This window comes from Amycolatopsis sp. NPDC051371, assembly GCF_040682155.1.
Lineage (GTDB): Bacteria > Actinomycetota > Actinomycetes > Mycobacteriales > Pseudonocardiaceae > Amycolatopsis.
In genome coordinates, this window is record NZ_JBFBAG010000078.1 from 1 (window position 1) to 19,705 (window position 19,705).

Here is a 19,705-nt window from a genome sequence, read left to right on the forward strand (position 1 = left end):
GGACCAGCCAGCACGATCACGCACGCCCACCACCCACCACAAGATCAACAACCCGGCCTCAAGATCACCACAAAACACATCGGTGGATCCAGGTCGGAGGTCTTGAATGACTCATTCAAGACCTTTGGTCCGGGCTATCGAGCCTGACCCGGGCTCGGCGGGCGCCCTGGCTCCGGCGGCCCGAACGCCGACAAACTTGCCGCGCGCGACACTAGCGGAGCACCTCGTCCACATAGGACTTGACGGCGGCGAGCGCCGCGGGGGAGCGCCACAGCCGCTCGACCTCGAGGTCGTCGGTGTGGCGGTGTTCGGCGATCCGCTCGTGGAAGGGCTGGCGGATCTGGGCTTTGGTGTGCGCGAACGGCTCGGCGGGCAGCTCGCCGAGCCGGGCCGCGACGGCCAGCGCCCGCTCGAGCACGTCGTCCGGCGCGGCCAGCTCGTCGACCAGCCCGCGCGCGAGGGCGTCCTCGCCGCCGTGGACGGCTCCCGAGTAGGTGAGCGAGGGCAGCGGCGCCGTGCCGTAGGCGCACCGCAGGATCTCCAGCGCGGACAGCGGGAACGGCACCCCGACCAGCAGCTCGGTCACGCCGATGGTGCCGGACCCCAGCACGCGGTGGTCGCACGCGGCGGCGAGCACGGCGCCGCCGGCGATGGCGGGCCCGTTCAGCGCGGCGACCACCGGACGCGGGAAGCCGAACACGGCCAGCAGCGCGTCGGACAGCAACGGCAGGAACTCCGACACGTACGCCGCGCCGCCGTCGTGGATCCGCTTGAGGTCGACGCCCGCGGAGAAGATGCGGCCGGTGCCGGTGAGCACCACGGCGCGGGCCGGCGAAGCCTCGTCCAACCGGAGCACGAGCTCGCGGCAGGAGTCGCTGTCGAGGGTGTTGGCCTTGCCGTGGTCGATCCGCAGCACGGCGACGTCGCGGTGGCTTTCCAGGGTGATCGGCACGCGCCGACCGTACCCCGGCGCGGCGGTCCGCTCAGGTTCTCCCGCTCAACCGGATGACGCCGAAGTGCTCCCGCCGTACGAACTCGGTGACCTCGCCCGCCGTCGGCAGCCGGCCGGCCGGGAACTTCAGGCCGATCTGCCGCGCCGCCCCGCGCAGCCCGAGTCCGGTGATCCGGTCCAGGTAGGTGCGCACGACGGCGTCCTCGTCCTCGACGAGGACGCCGTGCATCGGCGTGGTCCGCCCGGCGAACGTCACGTCGGCGTCCACGCCGCCGGTGAAGTTCAGCCGCCAGCCGGCGGGGGTGAGCACGTAGAGCCCGCCGTCGTCGCGGTGCGCGGTCACCGGGACCCGGTAGTGCCGTCCGGACCGGCGCCCGGTGAAGGCGAGCAGCATGAACTCGCGGACCCCGCGCCCGAGCGGGCTCGGCAGCACCGCGCGGAGCACCGCGTTGAACGCCTTCACCAGCGGTGCGGGCGGCTGGTGGCCTTCCACCGTGGCGGTCATCAGCTGGTGATGTCCTTGCGCGCGAACCGCCGCCCGGCGTAGAGGAAGAACACCGTCCCGTAGATGACCGCCGAGAGCATGCCGCTGGCCAGGTTGCTCCAGTCGACGTCGGTCGAGATCAGGTCCATCCAGGAGAACGCGTAGTGCGTCGGCAGGTAGTTGCGCAGCCCCTCCAACGCCGTGATCTGGTCCAGGATCTGCGACAGGATCGCCACCAGCACCGCGCCGCCGACCGCGCCGAGCGGGGCGTCCGTCGACACGCTCAGCGCGAGCGCCAGCCCGGCCACCCAGGCCAGCTGCAGGATGATGTACACAGTGGACAGTGCGATGGCCAGCAGGCTGTTGCCGAACGACACCGCGTCGCCCGTGGGGCTGATCGCGTCGCCCGCGCCGTACCAGAGCACCCCGACGCCGAGCGAGACCAGCGGCAGCAGGATCAGCGCCGCCGCCGACAGCAGCCCGGACACGATCGCCTTCTGCCGCAGCACCCGCTGCCGCGGCACCGGGACCGCCAGCAGGTACTTCAGGCTCGACCACGACGCCTCGCTCGCGATCGTGTCGCCGAAGAACAGCGCGACGATCATCGGCAGCAGGAACGTCCCCGACACGAACAGCGCCAGCACCACGAAGTTCGGCGCGGACGCCGTGGCCAGGTCGACGAACCCGCCGCTGCGCCGGTTCGGGTTCGACTGCCCGGCCTCGAACGCGATCACCAGGATGAACGGCAGGAGGGCGACGAACCCGAGCAGGAACTGCGTGCGCCGCCGCTTGAGCTGGCGCCGCAGCTCGACGCCGAGCCGCAGCGTCCGCCGCGCGGAGTACCCGGCGACGGCGCCGTCCGGGCCGACCTCGGCGTGCTCGTGCGACGCGACGTCGCTCAGCTCGTCGAGCGCGTGCGGGTCGGTGTGCACACCCGATTGCGAGCTGTTCACGACTCATCTCCGACCAGTTGCAGGAACGCGTCTTCCAGCCGGCGCCTCGGCCCGGCCTGTTCCACGGCGACGCCGGCGCGGACCAGCGCCGCGACCGCCTCGGCGCGCGGCAGCCCGTCGAGGTCGGCGTGCACGAGGTCGCCGTCGACGTCGACCGAGGTGACCCCGCCGTTCGCCTTCAGCGCGGCGGCGGCCGCGGCCGGGTCGTCGACCCGGAACGTCGCCTCGCCGCCGGCCGCGGCCAGCTCGCCGACCTCGCCCGAGGCGACCAGCGCGCCGCGGTGCATGACCACGACGTGCGTGCAGGTCTGCTCGACCTCGGCCAGCAGGTGGCTGGACACCACCACGGTGCGGCCGGTCGCGGCGTACCGCTGCAGCACCTCGCGCATCTGGTGGATCTGGGGCGGGTCGAGCCCGTTGGTGGGTTCGTCGAGCACCATCAGCTCCGGCAGCCCGAGCATCGCCTGCGCGATCGCCAGCCGCTGCCGCATGCCCTGGCTGTAGGTCCGGACCCGGCGGTCGACCGCGCTGCCGAGCCCGGCGATCTCCAGTGCTTCGCCGAAGTGCGCCTTGTCCGCGGGGCGTCCGGTGGCCGCCCAGTACAGCTCGAGGTTCGCCCGGCCGGACAGGTGCGGCAGGAAACCCGAACCCTCGACGAACGACCCGATGCGCGAAAGCACCGGAGCGCCCGCGGTGATCTTGTGCCCGAAGACCCGGATGTGGCCCTTCGTCGGCGTGATCAGGCCCATCAGCATCCGCAGCGTGGTCGTCTTGCCCGCGCCGTTCGGTCCGAGCAGGCCGAGCACCTGGCCCGGCTCGACGCGGAAGGACAGGTGGTTCACCGCGACGAACCCGCCCGGGTACTCCTTGCGCAGCCCCTCGATGACCAGCGGCGTCGTGGCGAGCTCCGGGTCGATGTCGGTGGCCCGGCGGCGGCGCAGCGCCGCGAACAGCACCACGGCCAGGCCGATCGCCAGCGTCACGCCGATGCCGACCAGCTGCCCGACCGGGGCCGGCGAGCCGACGGACGTGCCGGGTACGACCGGCACCGCCAAAGCTGTGCCGCCGGCGAGCGCGACGCGGAACACCGCGGGCGCGGCCGGGGTCGCGAACGCCTGGTCGGTCGTGCCGATCACCAGGCGCAGCGAGTGCCCGCCCTCGATCGGCCGGACGATGCCGGGCAGCGTCACGGTGACGTCGACCGGCGTGCCGTCGGCGGGCAGCCCGCTCACGCGGAACGGCGCGATCGCGTTGGCCGGCAGCACCCGGGAGCCGTCCTGGCCGACGTCGTAGAGCTTCGCGAACAGCACCGCGTCCGGCTGCGGGTGCGCCGGGTCCGCGGCGACCTGCAGCCGCACGGTCGAGGCGCCGCTGACGACGACCTGCGCGTCCACCGGCGCGGTCGTGAACTGCGCGGCCTGGCCCGGCGGGTCGTTGCTGAACAGCGCGCCCAGCCGCGACGTGCTGCTCGCGACGCCGTTGAGGCCGGGGATCCCGCTCACCGCCGAGGGGTTCGCCCCGGCCGGGCGCACGATCGCCTGCGCGGGCCCGGTCATCGCCAGCAGCCGGCGTTCGGTGGCCGGGCCGGTGAGGCCGGGATAGGTGTCCGCGTTGACCGTGCGGACCGACGGCGTTCCGTTGGCGCGCAACGTGCCCTGGACGTCGTAGCTGAACCCGGTGCCCGGGTCGCCGCCGTCGACGGCCGTCCACAGGAAGTCCGCGATCTTCCCGCGCAGCTGCGGTCCGGGCTTGCCGCCGTCGTGGCCGCCGGTGTACCAGATGGTGCGCACCTTGCCGCCCGCCGCGGTGATCTGGCGCGCGGTGGCGTCGGACTGGTCGAGGCCGAACAGGGTGTCGCTCTCGCCCTGGACGAGCAGGGTCGGCACGGAGATCTTGTTCGTCACCGACACGGGGGAGACGCGACGCAGCAAGTCCACGCTGGCCTGGCTCGCCTGCCCGGTGGTGCCGAGTTCGGTGTAAGCGCGGCAGACGGCGGCGGTGAACCGGCCGCACGGGTCGGCCGGGCCGCTCTGGCGACCTCCGCCCGCGCCCGGGGGCACGGCGGGGACGGCGGCCGCCGCGGCGGTGCCGGCGGCTCCCGTCGACCCCGCGTCCGTCTGCTGCCCGGCTTCCGGCGCCTCGGCCGACGGCGAGCCGCTGGACGCGGCGCCCGAGCCGGCCGAGAAGAAGATGCCGGCCCAGCTCTTCTTGAAGACACCGTCGGTCGCGAAGGCGCCGGCGGCCGGGGTGCCCGAGGCCTGGAGCCCGGGTGTGGCCGCGTTCGGGACCAGGCCCTGCGCGAGGTCGTTGTAGGTGATCACCGGGGCGATCGCGTCGACGCGCTTGTCCGTGCCGGCCAGCAGCAGCGAGAGCGCGCCGCCGTAGGAAGCGCCGGTGACGGCGATCTTCGGGTCGCCGCTGGCGTCGGTGGTCACCTGGTGCTGCGCGACGAGCCGGTCGATCAGGCGGCTCGCGTCGGCGACCTCGCCGTCCGGGTCGTTCAGGCCGATCTTGCCGGTGCTCTTGCCGAACCCGCGCGCGGACCACGTCATGACGACGAAGCCCTTCCGCGCGAGCTCACGGGCGTCGTCGGCGACGCTGTTCTTGTCCCCGCCGAAGCCGTGCGCGAGCAGCACCGCCGGTGCGGGCACGGTCGCGGGCAGGTAGGTGGTCGTGTCGATCTTGACCTGCTCCGCCGAGCCGGGCGCGGCGGGCATGTCGATCAACGCGTCCTGCGTGGGCACCGGCGGGGGCGCCGCGGGCCGCGTGATCCAGAAGACCGCGCCGGCGGCCAGGACCACGACGACGGCGGCGAGCGCGGTGAGGCGGGCTCCGCGGGTACGCGGGAGCGGGAGTCGGGGCACGAGGTGACCGTATGTGAAGTTTCCTGAGAGTGCCCTCACCGGCTCACGTCGATCACACGCTCGTGACCGCCTGGTGGACCGAGGTGACCGAAATTACAGGACCAACCTGGTGACGTGGGCGATTCCGGCTGGCGCTCGGGCGGGGAGAACCGGCAAACTGGACGCGCTGTGAGGGGAGTATTCCTTCGCGGCGGTGTCGTCAGCACGGTGGCCTTGCGCCCCCGGCACCGTCGGCCGGTGTTTTCGCCGGCGGGAGAGACCTCCGGTTAGTTGCTCATGCGCACTATCCGGAGGTTTCGGTTCCATGACTGTCCCCCTGTGGCTGTGGATCGCCACGATCGGCGGCCTGCTCGCGCTCATCGCGCTGGACCTGGTCATCGTCGATCGCAAGCCGCACGAAGTGACCACGGGGGAAGCCGCTCGCTGGGTGATCTTCTACGTCTCCTGCGCGGTCTTCTTCGGTGCGGGCGTGTGGTTCTTCGCCGGGCACGACCCGGGCGTCGAGTTCTTCACCGGGTACATCACCGAGTACTCGCTGAGCGTCGACAACCTGTTCATCTTCATGATCATCATGGCGTCGTTCAAGGTGCCCGCCATCCACCAGCACCGCGTGCTGCTGGTCGGCATCCTGCTCGCGCTGGCCTTCCGCAGCGTCTTCATCGCCATCGGCGCCGCGCTGATCGCGCAGTTCGTCTGGGTGTTCTTCCTCTTCGGCGCGATCCTGGTCTGGACCGCGGTCAGCATGCTGCGCGGCAAGGGTGAGGACGAGGAGTACCACGAGAACGCCGTCACCCGGCAGGTGCGCAAGTTCGCCCCGGTGACCGACGACTACCACGGCCACCACTACACGGTGAAGCTGAACGGCAAGCGGATGATCACGCCGATGCTGCTGGTGATCGTGGCCATCGGCTCGGCGGACCTGCTCTTCGCGGTCGACTCGATCCCGGCGATCTTCGGCATCACGCAGGAGGCGTTCCTCGTCTTCACCGCCAACGCGTTCGCGCTGATGGGCCTGCGGCAGCTGTACTTCCTGCTGGGCGGGCTGGTGACGAAGCTGGTCTACCTGACCTACGGCCTCGCGGTGATCCTCGCGTTCATCGGCGCGAAGCTGTTCCTGCACGCCCTGCACGAGTACCACGTCGTGCCGGACTGGCTGGACATCAACAACTGGGTCTCCCTCGGCGTCATCATCGTCGTGCTCACCGTGACCACGGTGGCCAGCCTGGCGAAGGCCCGGCGCGACGAACGCAAGCAGGTCGCCGCGTAAGTCCCGACGAAGGTCGTTCGCAGAGCTAAGGATTTCGGGTACGGTCGAGGACGTGCGTCCTGCCGACATCGAAGCCCTCGTCGTCCCCGGCCGTCCCGCGCTGCGCGGGAACCTGCTGCTCACCCCGCTGAAGAAGCCCGACCTGAAGACGAACGCCGCGCACAGCTCGCTGCGGCGCGTCTCGCTCGACGGCGGCGAGTCCGCGTGGACGCACGGTCCGCGCGACTCGGCGCCGTCGATCTCCCCGGACGGGCGCTGGGTGGCGTTCCTCCGCGCGGGGGAGGGCAAGGGCGCCGACGGCAGCCCGCAGCTGCACGTCATGCCGGCCGACGGCGGTGACGCGCGCCGGCTGACGTCGCTGCACCTCGGCGCCGGCGAGCCGGTGTGGGCGCCGGACTCGCGGCGGATCGCCTTCACCGCACGCGTGCCCGAAGCCGGCCGGTACGGGACGCCCGACGCCGACGACGAGACGCCGGAGCCGGCCGCCGAGGCCCCGCGCCGGATCACGCGCATGGACTACCGGATCGACGACATCGGGTTCCTGCGCGACCGCATGCAGCGGCTGTTCGTCGTCGACGCGCTGGCGGAGGACCTGGCGGAGCCCGAGCCGCTGACCGGTGACGGCTTCGACGTGACCCACCCGGTGTGGACGCCGGACGGCACCCGCGTCGTCTTCACCGCGCCGCCGGAGTGGGGCGCGGCCGAGAGCGACTTCCGCGACGTCTGCGCGATCTCCGCTTCAGGCGGAGAGCCCGAGGTCGTCGTGCGGGGCGAGGGGTACTCGGAGCGCCCGGTGTTCGCCGCCGACGGCACGTTGTTCTACTTCGGACAGTCTTTCGCGGAGCACCACGAAGCCGCGATGACCGGTCTCTACTCGGCGACGCCGGAGTTCGGCGCCGGCCCGGTGAAGGCGCGCCGGCTCACCGACATCGAAACCGTGGACTGCGAGACCTCGGCGGGCCCGCCGGCGCCGCGCGAAGGCGACGTGCTCGTGGCCGTCCGCAACCGCGGCGCGGTGGAGCTGCGCGCGGTCCCCGTCGACGCCGCGGACGCCCCGCTGGCCGACCTGCCGGTGGTCTACGCGGACCGCACGGCGCTGCGGTCGTTCACGCTGGACGGCTCGGTGCTGGCGGCGGTGCTCGCGACGCCGTCGACCGCGGGTGAGGTCGTGCTTCTCCGCGACGGTGAGCCGCAGGTCCTGACGGACTATTCGAAGCCGTTGCGCGACAAGGGAATCCGGCCGATGATCGAGCTGGAGACCACGGCGCCGGACGGCTACCCGGTGCACGGCTGGCTGGTGCTGCCCGAGGGCGAGGGCCCGCACCCGGTGCTGCGCGTGGTGCACGGCGGCCCGTTCACCCAGCAGGACTGGGCGGTGTTCGACGAGGCGCAGGTGTTCGCGGCCGCAGGCTACGCGGTGGTGCTCGGCAACCCGCGCGGCTCGGCGGGCTACGGGCAGACCCACGGCCACGCGATCACGCACGGCTTCGGCACGGTCGACGTCGACGACGTCCTGGCGCTGCTGGACAAGGCGCTGGAGCGGCCGGACCTCGACGCCTCGCGCGTCGGCATCATGGGCGGTTCGTACGGCGGGTTCATGACGAGCTGGCTGGCGGCCCACCACGGCGAGCGCTTCAAGGCGGCGTGGAGCGAGCGCGCGGTCAACGCGTGGGACTCGATGGTCGGCAGCTCCGACATCGGCTACACGTTCGTCGACGCGTACATCGGCGCCGACCCGGAAGTGCAGCGCGAGCGTTCGCCGCTTTCCTACGCCGCGCGGATCGAGATCCCGTTCGCGGTGGTGCATTCGGAGCAGGACTGGCGCTGCCCGCTGGAGCAGGCGCAGCGGATGTTCGTCGCGCTGCGGCGGGCGGGCGCGCCGGCGGAGATGGTGTTGTTCCCGGGTGAGGGTCACGAGCTGTCCCGGTCGGGCCGGCCGCGGCACCGGGTGCAGCGCTTCGACGCGATCCTCGAGTGGTGGAGCCGGCACCTGTAGCTTGTTTTGCCGCCGGGCGCCTGCGAACGTCGTCTCATGACGGTGCCCGAGGTGGACTTCGAGCTCGAGACGTGGCGGATGGTCTTGTTCCGGGCGGGTCCCCGCGCGGCGGAGATCTCCGAGGAGATGGCCCGGGAGCTGCGGGCGCGGCACCTGTCGTCGGCGCGGCAGCAGCAGGCGGCGGGGACGGTGCTGTTCGCGGGGTCGGTCCCCGAGCCGTCGGCGGCGCTGCCGGTGACGGGCGTGGCGTTCTTCCGGACGTCGGAGGCGGAGACCCGGGCGATCCTCGACGCCGACCCGGCCGAGCAGGCCGGGTTGATCGCGTCGGAGATCGTCGGGTTCGTGTGCCCGCGAGGCACCCTTGGCTGACGGGCTGGTCTGCTTCGACGTCGACGGCACCCTCGTGCCCGGCACGAGTTCGTGCGCCTGGGTGGCCGCGGCGCTGGGCCACGAGGCCGAGCTCGTCGCGGCCGAAGCGGCGTACGCGGCGGGGCGGATGACCAACCAGGAGGCGTCGGTGATCGACGCCCGCGGCTGGGCCGGACACACCGAGGCAGAGATCCGGGCCCGGCTGGAAACGCTGCCGCTGGTCGCCGGGATCGCCGAGACGGTGGCGTGGTGCCGTGACCGCGGCCTGCGCCCGATCCTCACCACGCTCGCGTGGACCCCGGTGGGCCGCATGCTCGCCGGCCGGTTCGGGTTCGCCGCCTACTGCGGGCCGGTGCCGGAGGCGGTGGGTGGCCGCTACACCGGCGCCGTCGCCGAGCACCTGGACGAGTTCGGCAAACGCGACTTCGCGCTGTCCCAAGGCATCGCGCCCGAGCGGTGCGTCGCGGTGGGGGACAGCCGGTCGGATCTGCCGCTCTTCGCCGCCGTCGGGACGAGCATCGGCTTCAACGCGAGCCCCGACGCCCGCGCCGTCGCGACGCACCTCGTCGACGGCGATGACCTGCGGGCGATCGTCCCGCTGCTCGAAGCTCAGTTCAGCAGCGTGTAGTTCAGCTCTTCGCAGACCCGGCCGAGCGGGACGTCCAGGCCCGGGTGGTCCAGCGGCAGCAGCACGTCCGGGGCGATCGGCAGCGCCGCGCCCGCCGGCGGGTCCCACAGGCAGATCGCCGGGTCGCCGGAGTCCATCGAGGAGCGGTACCAGAGGCCGTCGAGGTCGCTGAACGCGCCGCGGATCGCGCGGGCCCAAGCCTGCGTCAGTTTCTTCGGGCCACTCGAGATCTCCTGCGACGCGCCCACCCGCGTCGGCCACAGGCTGGTCAGGTCGAGCAGGCGCAGCGTGCGCGTGGGGCGGACGACGACCAGCCGGGGGCCGCGCGTGCGGCGGTCGACCGCCGAGCTCGTCTGGAAGACCTCGGCGACCGAGGTGCGGACTGTGAGGCCGAAGTAGAGGACCCCGTTCGCGGGGTCGGTGACCGGTGCGCCGCCGCGGCCGGGCGACTGCTGGTCGAACCGGCCGTGCGGGAGCGGGCCGGTGTAGCGGAACGAGTTCCACTGCTGGGGGTGGTTGCCGTGCGCGGTGAAGATCCGTACCAGCCTGGTCGCGGGCTGGACCGTCACCACGTCGTTGGCGCGGTTCAGCTGCCGGACCAGGACGGATCGGGCGGGCGGCAGCGGTAGCCGGGCCATGGGTCGGGGGTGGTCCGTCCTTGTCGGTGATCTTGCTCGGGGCGCTCCAGCCTAGAACGGCGAGCCGAGCATGGCGATGAGGCGGGCGATGTGGTCCGGGTCACCCCCGGACAGGAGCCACTGCCGCGGGGTCGCCGGATGCTCGTTGATGACCAGGTCGGGCTGCGGGGTGCTCATGAACGCGGCGACGACGAGCGCGGGCTGGTCGTCGGGGAGGGCTTTGAGGACGACTTCGAGGCCGGGCAGCACGCCCGAGCCGGCGAACTGCCACGCCGGCAGGCGCCAGCCGCCGTCCTTCCAGCCGGTCAGCCTGCCTTCCTTGAGGCGGTGGCGGATCCGGCTGTCGTCGACGCCGAGGGCCCTGGCCGCCTCGTTGACGCTGAGCGCGCCTTCGGCGAGCACCGCGTGGGCGGCCACCGTGCGGGCGCGGAAGTCGGGTTCGCCCTCGCGGTGCGGCGAAAGATCGAGGCCGACGTCGGTGAGCGCGGCGCGCTGGTCGGCGGAGAAGTAGTGCGAGGGATCCGGATTCGGTGGGGACAGTCGGCGCGCCGCGTCTTCGACGAGCGTGAGGAACTCGTTCGCGTCGACCTTCAGGCCCGCCTTGGCGAGGATGTTCTCCAGCGCTACAGACATGTGGCTCAGGTTAACCCGAAACAGCGCGCGTGTGCGGGTTCGTGCGGTTTCTTGCCCTGACTGTGGGTGAATTCACCAGAGATCGACACTTACCGCACATCAATCAACACGTTGAGTAGGCAACTTCCGGTCAGTTTGACCGCATCGGAGGACGTTGTCCAGGCTTGACAGTGCGGGGTCCTGGCCTTACGTTCCGTGTGAGTAAACGATTTCCGCTCCGTGCTCACAGGATCCGGCGGGTTTGACGCCGGTCATGGGGGACACAGGGGGTGGGGCGTGCCTGGGGGGCCTGGCACGAGCCGGCCCCCTGGGCACGTCGCTCCACGCGACCCCTTGAGTGCGCACGAGCCGGCTCTCCAGGTACGCGAGCCGACCTCCGGGTGCGGCCTGCCCGGTGTCAGCGACGGGAACTCTTGCGCTCGATCAGCCGTGCCTCGAGCGTCGTGGTCGTCGCTTCGCGGCTGCTGTCGGTGATCCTCGCCAGCAGGAGTTGCGCCGCCACGCGGCCGACCTCGTACGCGGGCTGGGCGACCACCGTCAGCGGCGGGTCGATGAGCGTCGTCCACGGGGCGTCGTCGAACGACACGATGCCGACGTCGCGGCCCGACCGCAGGCCGCGTGACGACAGCGCCTCCAGCACGCCGATCGCCATCGTGCTGTTCGCGACCAGGAGCGCGTCCGGCGGGGACGGCTCGTCCAGCAGCTCCAGCGCCGCCAGCCGGGCGCCCTCGGCGCGGTACTCCGCGCGCCGGGACACGACGTTCGCTTCGCCGACGACGTCGGCGTACCCGGCCAGGCGGTCGTCGGCGGTGCGGACGCCGGCGGGCCCCGTCAGGCAGCCGACGCGACGGTAGCCGCCGGTCAGCAGGTGCCGCGTGGCTTCGGCGGCCGCCTGGCGCGTGTCGACCAGGACCTGGTCGCCCGCGTCGGCCGGCAACGGGCGGTCCACCGCCACCAGCGGCGTGCCCTGGCGGCGCAGGCCCTCGACGTTCGTCGACCGGCCGGTCGGCGACAGCACCACCCCGGCGACCCGCTCCTGCAGCGCGACCTCGATGTAGCGCCGCTCCTTGTCCTCGTTCTCGTCGGAGTTGCAGAGCACGACGGAGTAGCCCGACCGCTGCGCGAGGTCCTCGACGCCGCGCGCGATGGCCGTGAAGAACGGGTTTTCGACGTCGGAGATGATCAGCGCGAGGACCGCGGTCTCCTGGCGGCGGAGGTTCCGCGCCAGCCCGTTCGGGTGATAGCCGAGCTCGGCGGCGGCTTCCTGGACGCGCGCGGCGAGCATCGGGTCCACAGTGGACTTGCCGTTGAGCGCGCGCGACACGGTCGCCGTGGAGACGCCGGCCCTGGCCGCGACGTCGCTGATGGTGGCCACACGCCCTCCCTGATCACTGGTCGAAGGGAGGATAGCGCTCTTGGTAGTCGTTTACCGTCCGCTTACCTTCTCGGGTGAGGGCCCACTTCCGGTTGCCCGCAGGGGTTACGCCGAACGGAGCCGATCACTGGGTGTCAAGTCCACAGTGGAGGGTGCGGGGAAGTAGGCGCGAGGCGTGAGGCCGGTCAGCGCCCGGCAGTCCCGGCTGAGGTGAGCTTGATCGGAGTACCCCGCGGCGGCGGCCAGCGCGGCCAGCCCGGGGGCGCGCGGAGCCAGCGCGACGGCGCGCTGGAAGCGGGTGACGCGGAGGTAGGTGGCCGGCCCGTACCCGACGGCTTGGACGAAGCGCCGCCGCAGCCGCCGCTCGCCCACCGCGAAGGGCTCTTCGAGCCGCCCGGCCGCGACATCCGGCGCGGATCGGGTCGGGTCCGCCCGGCCGAGCAGCGCGGCGGCTCGGGCCGGGTTCGCACCTTCCTGGGCGAGCAGCGCGGCGGCCTGCGCCGGATCCGTGCCCCCTCGGGCGAGCACCGTGGCGACTTGCTCCGGGCTAGCGCCGCCTCGGGTGAGCATCGCGGCGGCTTGCTCCGGGCTAGCGCCGCCTCGGGTGAGCATCGCGGCGGCTTGCTCTGGGCTCGCGCCCCCTCGGGCGAGCACCGCGGCCCCCGCCACCATCGCCGCCGCTTCGGAAACCCGCGCAGCCCCCGCGTCCATCCGCGCGATCAACGCCGCCACCGCCGGATCCGCCGGCGGCACCTCCGACAGCCGTGACACCTCCGACAACCGCGACGCAACCGCTTGCGCCGGCGTCAGCTCGCCCGACAGCAACCGCTCCGCCAGCACCTCCCCCGCGCGCCCCCACAACTCGCCCAGCGACACCCGGCGGTCGCGCAGCTCGTCGGCCGCCACGCCCAGGACCGCCGGTGCCCGTCCCGGCGTGAACCGGACACCGCGCAGCTCCGCCCCGGGCCGGGTCACCGACGACCACGCCGCCGTGTCCGGGCCCGCGATGAACACCCCGCCGTCGCCGACGACCAGGTCCAGGCAGCCGTCGGGGACGATCCGCTTCGGCCCCGCCGAAGCCGACCGCCACACGCATCGCGCCACGCCCGCCAACGGCCCCGGTGGTGCCACCTCTTCGTACACGCCCCCGATGATGCACCCGGGGTCCGACAAAAACAGCGTGAAACCGACCGGACGGCCGGGGCACCCGATTGGGTGAAAGTTGGACATCTCGGAAATCACGGCTAACGCGCAGTGAAGTCACGGCGAGATGTAGACGACGCACTCGACGGAAGTGCGCGCGACGAGAGAAGACCTCTCCATGGGTGTTCCCACCGCGATCCCGCCCGGCCGTGACTGCCCGCGCCGCGCCAGGTCGGCCGGCAGCGTCGTGGTCGTCCTGGGCGTGCTCGCCGCGGCCATCGCGGTCACGGCGTTCGTCGTGCCCCGGTCCGCGCGCGGGCCGGCCAAGGAGGAGCCGGTGGCCGCGCCGGTCGTCCCGGCCGCGGTCGCCACCACGAGCCACTCCGTCGTCTACGAGCTGCTCGGCGCGCACGGCGCCCAGGACGTCACGTACGCCGCCGCGGGCTCGGCGCTGACCCAGCACGCCGAGGTGACGACGCCGTGGTCGGCGGAGTTCACCCGCGTCGGCCCGGCCGGCCGCACCGAGTTCTACAGCATCGCCGCCCGCAACCCCGGGCCCGGCGAGCTGCGCTGCCGGATCGTCGTCGACGGGGTCGTCGTCGCCGAGAAGACCGTCGTCGAGCCGGGCCGCCAGTTCAGCTGCGCCGTCTGAGGGCACCATGGGCGGCGTGAACGACGCCGCGATCACCTTCGGGCCCGCCCTCGTGGCGGTGCTGGTCCTGCTCGCCGTCGCCGGCACCGCGGTCGTCCAGGCCGGCGGCCTCGGCCGCGGACGCGATGTGCTCATCGCCGCCGTCCGGGCGGTCGTGCAGCTGGCCTTGGTCTCCCTGGTGATCACCGCCGTCCTGCGGTCGGCTCCGTTCACCGGCCTGTTCGTGCTGCTGATGTTCGCCATCGCCGCGGTGACGTCGGCACGCCGCGCCGGCACCTGGGCGAACCTGCCGTGGACGGCGCTGGCGATCGCGGCCGGCGTCGCGCCGGTGCTCGCCTTGGTCCTGGGCGCCGGGGTGGTCCCCTTCCGGCCGATCGCGGTCGTGCCGATCGCCGGCATCGTCATCGGCGGCGCGATGACCGCGACGTCGCAGGCCGCGCGCCGGGCGCTCGACGAGCTGAAGGCCCGCCACGGCGAGTACGAAGCCGCCCTCGCCCTCGGGTTCATGCCCCGACCGGCCGCGCTGGAGATCTGCCGCCCGTCGGCCGGGCACGCGCTGATCCCGGCACTGGACCAGACCCGCACGGTCGGCCTGGTGACGCTGCCGGGCGCCTACGTCGGCGTGCTGCTGGGCGGCGCCGGGCCGATCCAGGCGGGTCTGACGCAGGTGCTGGTCCTGATCGGGCTGCTCGCCGCGGAAGCCGTCTCGATCCTGGTGACCGTGCAGTGCGTCGCGGCCGGGAAGCTCAGCCGAGCGGGGTAGCCAGGTGGCCGGTGTCGTTGAAGCGCCGGATGATCCAGTTGTCGCCGTGCAGCACCAGGTGCGAGATCGACCCGTTGTCGGCACCGAGGAACGCGAACCGCTCCACCGAGCGGCTGGCCTGCGCGAACACCTCGCCGATCACGCCGCCGTGGGTGAACACCGCGACGCGCCGGTCGGGGTGCGCGGCGGCGATCCGCGTCAGCGCGCCGCGCAGCCGGGCGCCGAACCGCTCGTCGGACTCCGCGCCCGGGATGACGTCCCAGCGCTGCTCGGTCCACAGCCGTTCGACGATCGGGTGGTCTTCGGTCGTGTACTTCCGGAAGAGGCCGTTCTCCCAGTCGCCCAGGTGGACCTCGCGCAGGTCCGGCTCGACGACCGGGGTGATCCCGAGCTTTTCGGCCAGCGGCGCCGCGGTCTCCGCCGTGCGGCGCAGCGTCGTCACGTAGATCGCGTCGATCCGCTCGCCGGCCAGCCGGTCGCCGACGCGCCGGGCGTGGTCGCGGCCGTCGGGCGCGAGCTCCGGGTCGGCCTGGCCGTCGACCAGCTCGAAGGGGTTGTCCCCGCGAGCAGGCGCGGACTCGCCGTGCCGCACCAGGAAGATCTCCGTCGCGCCCGGCGGCGGGCTGAAGCGGTGCTGGCGGTATTCGATCTCCTGCTCGGGCGTGCTCATGGCCCCGAGGTTAGCCGAGTTGCTTGTCCACGAAACACCATCGCCACGTCTCGCCCGGCTCGAAGCTGCGCATCACCGGATGCCGGCTTTCGTGGAAGTGCCGGGTGGCGTGCCGGCGCGGCGAAGAGTCGCAGCAGGCGACGTTGCCGCACTTGAGGCACATCCGCAGGTGCACCCACGTCGTGCCTTCCTCGAGGCAGGCGGCGCACGCGTCCTCCGAGCTGGGCTCCTTGTCGGTCCACTCGTGGGCCAGGTGCTTGCACGAACCGGCCGTCGCGGCCGGGGTGCGCAGCTCGCGGCCTTCCACGCTGGGCTCCTCTTCGTCCCGGTCCAGCATGGACTCTTCGATGTCCAGCCGTTCCAGGACCTTGCGCAGGACGTCGTCGTCGGCGCTGCCGGCGTCACGAGCCTTCAGGAACTGCTCGCGTTCCACTTCGAGGAGCTGGATCCGCAGGCGGCGGTAAGCGTCGCTCGGCGTCTCGGCGAGGACGCTCTGCCTGCCGAGCTGCTCCCAGGCGGAGTCGGAGCGGTTCTGCAGCCGGTCGCGGATGCGCTGGATGATCTCCGGCGGGTCGTCCGGCCGCTGGATGTCCTCGAGCTTCGCCAGCGCCGCGGTGGTCATGTCGTGCAGCACGGACGCTTCCTGCAGCGCGTCCTCCGCCGGGTCCGGTCGCGGCAGGCGCAGCCGCCGGATCAGCGGCGGCAGCGTCATGCCCTGCACGGCGAGCGTGCCGGCCACGACGACGAACGCGGCGAGCACCAGCACGGCCCGCTGCGGGGTGTCCGCCGGCAGCACGAAGGCCGCGGCGAGCGTGACGACCCCGCGCATGCCCGCCCAGGAGATCACCGCCGAGTAGCGCCAGGGCCAGATCTTGGCCCTCGCCTTGGTCGGCAGCAGCCGCCGTTCCAGCCGCTTCACGGTGCCGATACCGATGAGCCACAGCATCCGCGTGAGGATCGTCGCGGCGAGCACCGCCACGCAGATCCAGGTCAGCATGGCCAGCGACAGCCCGGATTCGCCGACTTCGGACAGGATCCGCCGCAGCTGCAGGCCGATCAGCAGGAAGACCATGTTCTCCAGGAGGAACGCGATGGTCTGCCAGTTCAGCCTGCTGGCCAGCCGGGCCGAGCCGGAGAGGATCTTCGGTGCCTTGTGCCCCAGGATGAGCCCGGCGACGACCACGGCGAGCACGCCGGACCCGTGGATCGCCTCGGTCGGGATGTAGGCGATGAACGGCACCGCGAACGACAGCGCGGTGTCCAGCACCGGTTCGTTGAGCCGGGCGCGGATGAACGCGGCCACGAACCCGACGACCAGCCCGAGCACGATCCCGCCGATGGCCGCGCGCAGGAAGTCGGCGCCGACCTGCCAGAAGCTGACCGAGCCGGCGAGCGCGGCGATGGCCGTGCGCAGGGCGACCAGCGCGGCCGCGTCGTTGAACAGGCTCTCGCCTTCGAGCAGCCGGATCAGCTTGCGGGGCATGCCGACCCGGCGGGCGACGACGCTGGCCGCGACCGCGTCCGGCGGGGCGACGATCGCCCCGAGCGCGATCCCGCCGGCCAGGGGGAGGCCGGGGATCACGGCCCAGGCGACGAGCCCGACGCCGATCGCGGTGAACACGACCAGCCCGACCGACATGAGCCCGATCGCCCCGCGGTTCTTCCGGAAGTCGACCAGGGACGTCTGGATGGCCGCCGAGTACAGCAGCGGCGGGAGCAGGCCGAGCAGCACGACCTCGGGGTCGAGGTGGTACTCGGGCACCCCGGGGACGTACGACGCGCCCACGCCGACGACGATCAGGCACAGCGGGGCGGACCAGTCCAGCCGCCGCGCCACCGCGCTGACGACGAGGACGGTCACGACCAGCGCCACTATCTCTGCCGCTATGTGCACGGGGTAATCATTACCCGTCCGCCGGCCCGGGTGTCACCTGGCCGGGTCGGTGAGCACCTCGGCGACCAGCTGGGTGTCCAGGTACTCGGTGATCTCGCGGATCTTCCCGCCTTCGAGCCGGAAGACGAAGCAGTACTTGTTGTCGTACCGAGGCCCCGCCTTGGTGGTGACGCGGCCCCGGGTTTCGACCACGACGACGTCGTCCTCGGCGACGAACCGGCTCGCGGTGCTGGTGTAGGTGTCGGCGAACTGCTTCCCGAGCGGGGCGAGCAGTTCGTGGCGGACGGCGTCCTTGCCGCGGTACGTGGCGGACCAGCTGTTGTGGCCGGTGAGCGTCCAGGCGACGTCGTCGCCCATCGCGGCCAGCAGGGGCCGCAGGTCACCGGTCGCCCACGCGTCGAACACGTCGCGCAGGAGCTGCTTGTTCTCGGTCGCGCTCATGGTTCCCTCCCCAGGTGTGTGCGTCAGTGAACACCCTGGAGCGCGCTCCGGCGCAAGTCTCACCGGCGCAGGAGGAAGCGGAAGCCGAGGAGGCTGCCGACGACCAGGACGCCACCCGCCACGGCGAGCCAGGTGCCGCGCAACGGGACGAAGGTGAAGCCCTCGTCGTAGCGCGGCCGGGCCGAGTCCGGCACGGTCGCGGCGAAGTCGTCGACGCGCTGCTGGACCCGGGCCTGGTCCGCTTCCGAAAGTGTGTCCGCGCCGAGCTGCTTCGCGAGCGTTTCGATCTCGCCGTTCTGCTCGTCGGAGAAGCCCGGGAAGCCCGCCGAGGACCCGCCGGGGAGGCAGGTCAGCACCTCGCCGTCGGACTCGTCGAAATGCATCGGGCCCGATCCGCACTCCTCACCGGACCGCCCGAAGTCGGCGACGTAGGTGGTGTCGACGGCGTGCTGCTCCCCGATGCCCGCCAGCGTCAGGATGCCGCCGAACGCGGCCAGGGCGAGGAGCAGGATCGCTCCCAGGACGCGGATCACCATGCCGGGCATTCTCGCTGATCTTCGTCATCCGGCGCTTAGGCTGGAAGCGTGACGACGGTGGAGATCGCGGCCGGCGCCCTGCGCGGGTCCGAGCGGGACGGGGTCAGGACCTTCCTCGGCGTGCCCTACGCCGAGCCGCCGGTGGGGGAGCTGCGGTTCCGCGCGCCCCGGCCGGCGCCGCGCTGGTCCGGTCTCCGCGAGGCCGTCGAGTGGGCACCCAGGGCGCCGCAGCCGGAGCTGACCGGCCGGGGCTTCACCGGCGACGAGGACTGCCTGTACCTGAACGTCTACGCCCCGGCGTCGCCCGGCTCCTACCCGGTGCTGGTGTGGATCCACGGCGGGGGCGGCGTGATGGGCGCGCCGCACCAGTTCGACGGGTCCGCGTACGCGCGGCGAGGCGTCGTCGTCGTGACCGTCGCCTACCGGCTCGGGGTGCTCGGCATGCTGCACCTGCCCGGCGTCGCCGACGCCAACCTGTCCCTGCGCGACCAGGTCGCCGCGCTGGCGTGGGTGCGGGACAACATCGGCGCGTTCGGCGGCGACCCGGACCGCGTGACGCTCGCCGGGCAGTCCAACGGCGGCCGCACCGTCGGGACGCTGCTGGCCGTGCCCGCCACGCGCGGGCTCGTGCGGCAGGCGATCGTGCAGAGCGGCACCGGCGTCGGCTCGGTCGTGCACACGCCGGCCGAAGGCGCGGCGATCGCTTCGGCGGTCCTTTCCGAACTGGACGCCGTCCCGGAAGACCTCGCCACGCTGCCCGTCAAGAAGATTCTCGAGGCGCAGCAACGGGTTTCAGCGGTCTCCGGGACCAAGGTGACCTATCGCGTGGTCGTCGGGGACGAGCTGCTGCCCGAACGCCCGCTGGACAGCGTCCGCGACGTCCCGCTGCTCATCGGGACGACGGCCGACGAGGAAGACCTGTTCAGCTGGCTGCAGTCGGGCGGCGCGAAGCTGCTGGGCGTCGGTTCGACGATGCTGGACGCCGCCGAGATCGAGAAGGCCGTCGCGGCGTACGGGGAGTTGCTCGACTGGCCGGCGGACCAGGTCCGCAACCGCGCGTTGACCGCGGGGGACTGGTGGATCCCGGCGATCCGGTTCGCCGAGAAGCAGCCGGACGCGTGGATGTACCGGCTGGACTGGCGCATCGCCCCGCGCGGCCGCGGTCTCGGCGCGCCGCACGGGCTCGACCTGCCCTTGGTGTTCGACGACATCCGCAACAAGAACTGGCGGTTCCTCTTCGCCGGCCGGACGTTCCCGGCCGAGCGGATGCAGGCGATCGCGACGGAGATGATCGGCGCCTGGGTCCGGTTCATCGCGGCCGGGGATCCGGGCTGGCCGCCCTACACGACGGCCGATCGCCAGACGCGGATCTTCGACGACGTCTCCGCGACGGTGTCCGATCCGGACCGCGAGCAGCGCCTCCTCTGGGACTGAGCCGGGGCGGCAC

General features: G+C 72.5%; 19 protein-coding genes. 7 read left to right on the top strand and 12 right to left on the bottom strand.

The features are described 5' to 3' along the window. Nucleotides 1–211: 211 nt before the first annotated feature. From AB0M59_RS50670 to AB0M59_RS50685, 4 genes are read right to left on the bottom strand one after another with little or no spacing between them, the layout of a single operon-like run. Entirely contained in the window at nt 212–952 is a 741-nt protein-coding gene (locus AB0M59_RS50670; RefSeq protein WP_364630674.1) for an enoyl-CoA hydratase/isomerase family protein, read from the bottom strand. Nucleotides 953–983: 31 nt separating this feature from the next. After that, a complete protein-coding gene (locus AB0M59_RS50675; RefSeq protein ID WP_364630676.1) occupies nt 984–1,457 on the bottom strand; it encodes a hypothetical protein in 474 nt (157 codons plus the stop codon). After that, nucleotides 1,457–2,389, bottom strand: a complete 933-nt coding sequence (locus AB0M59_RS50680) for an ABC transporter permease subunit (protein ID WP_364630679.1) — start codon at nt 2,387–2,389, stop codon at nt 1,457–1,459. The genes AB0M59_RS50675 and AB0M59_RS50680 overlap by 1 nt, the downstream gene beginning before the upstream one ends. Continuing rightward, nucleotides 2,386–5,253 (bottom strand): alpha/beta fold hydrolase, encoded by a 2,868-nt coding sequence (locus tag AB0M59_RS50685; protein ID WP_364630682.1) that lies wholly within the window; start codon nt 5,251–5,253, stop codon nt 2,386–2,388. The genes AB0M59_RS50680 and AB0M59_RS50685 overlap by 4 nt, the downstream gene beginning before the upstream one ends. 304 nt (nt 5,254–5,557) lie before the next feature. On the opposite strand from AB0M59_RS50685, the gene AB0M59_RS50690 reads away from it, so the two are divergent. Genes AB0M59_RS50690 through AB0M59_RS50705 form a run of 4 tightly spaced genes read left to right on the top strand, consistent with a single transcriptional unit; the run spans nt 5,558 to nt 9,513 of the window. Next, nucleotides 5,558–6,520 (top strand): TerC family protein, encoded by a 963-nt coding sequence (locus tag AB0M59_RS50690; protein WP_364630684.1) that lies wholly within the window; start codon nt 5,558–5,560, stop codon nt 6,518–6,520. A gap of 52 nt (nt 6,521–6,572) precedes the next feature. Continuing rightward, entirely contained in the window at nt 6,573–8,516 is a 1,944-nt protein-coding gene (locus AB0M59_RS50695) for a S9 family peptidase (protein WP_364630687.1), read from the top strand. Nucleotides 8,517–8,552: 36 nt separating this feature from the next. Beyond that, nucleotides 8,553–8,885, top strand: a complete 333-nt coding sequence (locus AB0M59_RS50700) for a hypothetical protein (protein WP_364630690.1) — start codon at nt 8,553–8,555, stop codon at nt 8,883–8,885. Further along, a complete protein-coding gene (locus AB0M59_RS50705) occupies nt 8,878–9,513 on the top strand; it encodes a haloacid dehalogenase-like hydrolase (protein ID WP_364630693.1) in 636 nt (211 codons plus the stop codon). Before AB0M59_RS50700 ends, AB0M59_RS50705 begins: the two co-directional genes overlap by 8 nt. Here AB0M59_RS50705 and AB0M59_RS50710 read toward each other — a convergent pair. From AB0M59_RS50710 to AB0M59_RS50725, 4 genes are all read right to left on the bottom strand, one after another. Further along, nucleotides 9,495–10,151, bottom strand: coding sequence for an RES family NAD+ phosphorylase (locus AB0M59_RS50710; protein ID WP_364630696.1), 657 nt, complete (start codon nt 10,149–10,151; stop codon nt 9,495–9,497). The two genes, AB0M59_RS50705 and AB0M59_RS50710, sit on opposite strands and share 19 nt — an antisense overlap. Before the next feature lie 51 nt (nt 10,152–10,202). After that, complete coding sequence (locus AB0M59_RS50715; RefSeq protein ID WP_364630699.1) at nt 10,203–10,784, bottom strand: DNA-binding protein; 582 nt, start codon at nt 10,782–10,784, stop codon at nt 10,203–10,205. 397 nt (nt 10,785–11,181) lie between these two features. Continuing rightward, nucleotides 11,182–12,159, bottom strand: a complete 978-nt coding sequence (locus AB0M59_RS50720; protein ID WP_364630702.1) for a LacI family DNA-binding transcriptional regulator — start codon at nt 12,157–12,159, stop codon at nt 11,182–11,184. Between the two features lie 105 nt (nt 12,160–12,264). Continuing rightward, on the bottom strand, nt 12,265–13,302 hold the full coding sequence (locus AB0M59_RS50725) for a helix-turn-helix domain-containing protein (protein WP_364630705.1): 1,038 nt from the start codon (nt 13,300–13,302) through the stop codon (nt 12,265–12,267). Between the two features lie 178 nt (nt 13,303–13,480). Here AB0M59_RS50725 and AB0M59_RS50730 point away from each other — a divergent pair, with 178 nt between their 5' ends. Together AB0M59_RS50730 and AB0M59_RS50735 are read left to right on the top strand one after the other, a co-directional pair. Then, on the top strand, nt 13,481–13,954 hold the full coding sequence (locus tag AB0M59_RS50730; protein ID WP_364630708.1) for an MmpS family transport accessory protein: 474 nt from the start codon (nt 13,481–13,483) through the stop codon (nt 13,952–13,954). Nucleotides 13,955–13,970: 16 nt separating this feature from the next. Continuing rightward, nucleotides 13,971–14,717: an ABC transporter permease gene (locus AB0M59_RS50735; RefSeq protein WP_364630710.1), complete on the top strand. Its 747-nt coding sequence runs from the start codon at nt 13,971–13,973 to the stop codon at nt 14,715–14,717. Here the strand turns inward: AB0M59_RS50735 and AB0M59_RS50740 are convergent. Genes AB0M59_RS50740 through AB0M59_RS50755 form a run of 4 tightly spaced genes read right to left on the bottom strand, consistent with a single transcriptional unit; the run spans nt 14,701 to nt 18,258 of the window. Beyond that, nucleotides 14,701–15,387, bottom strand: a complete 687-nt coding sequence (locus AB0M59_RS50740) for a histidine phosphatase family protein (protein WP_364630712.1) — start codon at nt 15,385–15,387, stop codon at nt 14,701–14,703. The genes AB0M59_RS50735 and AB0M59_RS50740 overlap by 17 nt on opposite strands. A 10-nt stretch (nt 15,388–15,397) precedes the next feature. Then, complete coding sequence (locus AB0M59_RS50745) at nt 15,398–17,281, bottom strand: Na+/H+ antiporter (RefSeq protein WP_364630715.1); 1,884 nt, start codon at nt 17,279–17,281, stop codon at nt 15,398–15,400. Nucleotides 17,282–17,314: 33 nt separating this feature from the next. Next, entirely contained in the window at nt 17,315–17,722 is a 408-nt protein-coding gene (locus AB0M59_RS50750) for a nuclear transport factor 2 family protein (protein ID WP_364630718.1), read from the bottom strand. Nucleotides 17,723–17,781: 59 nt separating this feature from the next. After that, a complete protein-coding gene (locus AB0M59_RS50755) occupies nt 17,782–18,258 on the bottom strand; it encodes a hypothetical protein (protein ID WP_364630721.1) in 477 nt (158 codons plus the stop codon). 48 nt (nt 18,259–18,306) lie between these two features. On the opposite strand from AB0M59_RS50755, the gene AB0M59_RS50760 reads away from it, so the two are divergent. Next, nucleotides 18,307–19,692, top strand: coding sequence for a carboxylesterase family protein (locus tag AB0M59_RS50760; RefSeq protein ID WP_364630723.1), 1,386 nt, complete (start codon nt 18,307–18,309; stop codon nt 19,690–19,692). The last annotated feature ends 13 nt before the right edge of the window (nt 19,693–19,705 follow it).

Excerpts from the sequence above, each read along its gene's own strand:
- AB0M59_RS50730 (WP_364630708.1), top strand. The coding sequence starts at position 13,481 with ATGGGTGTTCCCACCGCGATCCCGCCCGGCCGTGACTGCCCGCGCCGC.
- AB0M59_RS50675 (WP_364630676.1), bottom strand. The coding sequence starts at position 1,457 with ATGACCGCCACGGTGGAAGGCCACCAGCCGCCCGCACCGCTGGTGAAG.
- AB0M59_RS50710 (WP_364630696.1), bottom strand. The coding sequence starts at position 10,151 with ATGGCCCGGCTACCGCTGCCGCCCGCCCGATCCGTCCTGGTCCGGCAG.
- AB0M59_RS50755 (WP_364630721.1), bottom strand. The coding sequence starts at position 18,258 with ATGGTGATCCGCGTCCTGGGAGCGATCCTGCTCCTCGCCCTGGCCGCG.
- AB0M59_RS50715 (WP_364630699.1), bottom strand. The coding sequence starts at position 10,784 with ATGTCTGTAGCGCTGGAGAACATCCTCGCCAAGGCGGGCCTGAAGGTC.
- AB0M59_RS50740 (WP_364630712.1), bottom strand. The coding sequence starts at position 15,387 with ATGAGCACGCCCGAGCAGGAGATCGAATACCGCCAGCACCGCTTCAGC.
- AB0M59_RS50690 (WP_364630684.1), top strand. The coding sequence starts at position 5,558 with ATGACTGTCCCCCTGTGGCTGTGGATCGCCACGATCGGCGGCCTGCTC.
- AB0M59_RS50700 (WP_364630690.1), top strand. The coding sequence starts at position 8,553 with ATGACGGTGCCCGAGGTGGACTTCGAGCTCGAGACGTGGCGGATGGTC.
- AB0M59_RS50750 (WP_364630718.1), bottom strand. The coding sequence starts at position 17,722 with ATGAGCGCGACCGAGAACAAGCAGCTCCTGCGCGACGTGTTCGACGCG.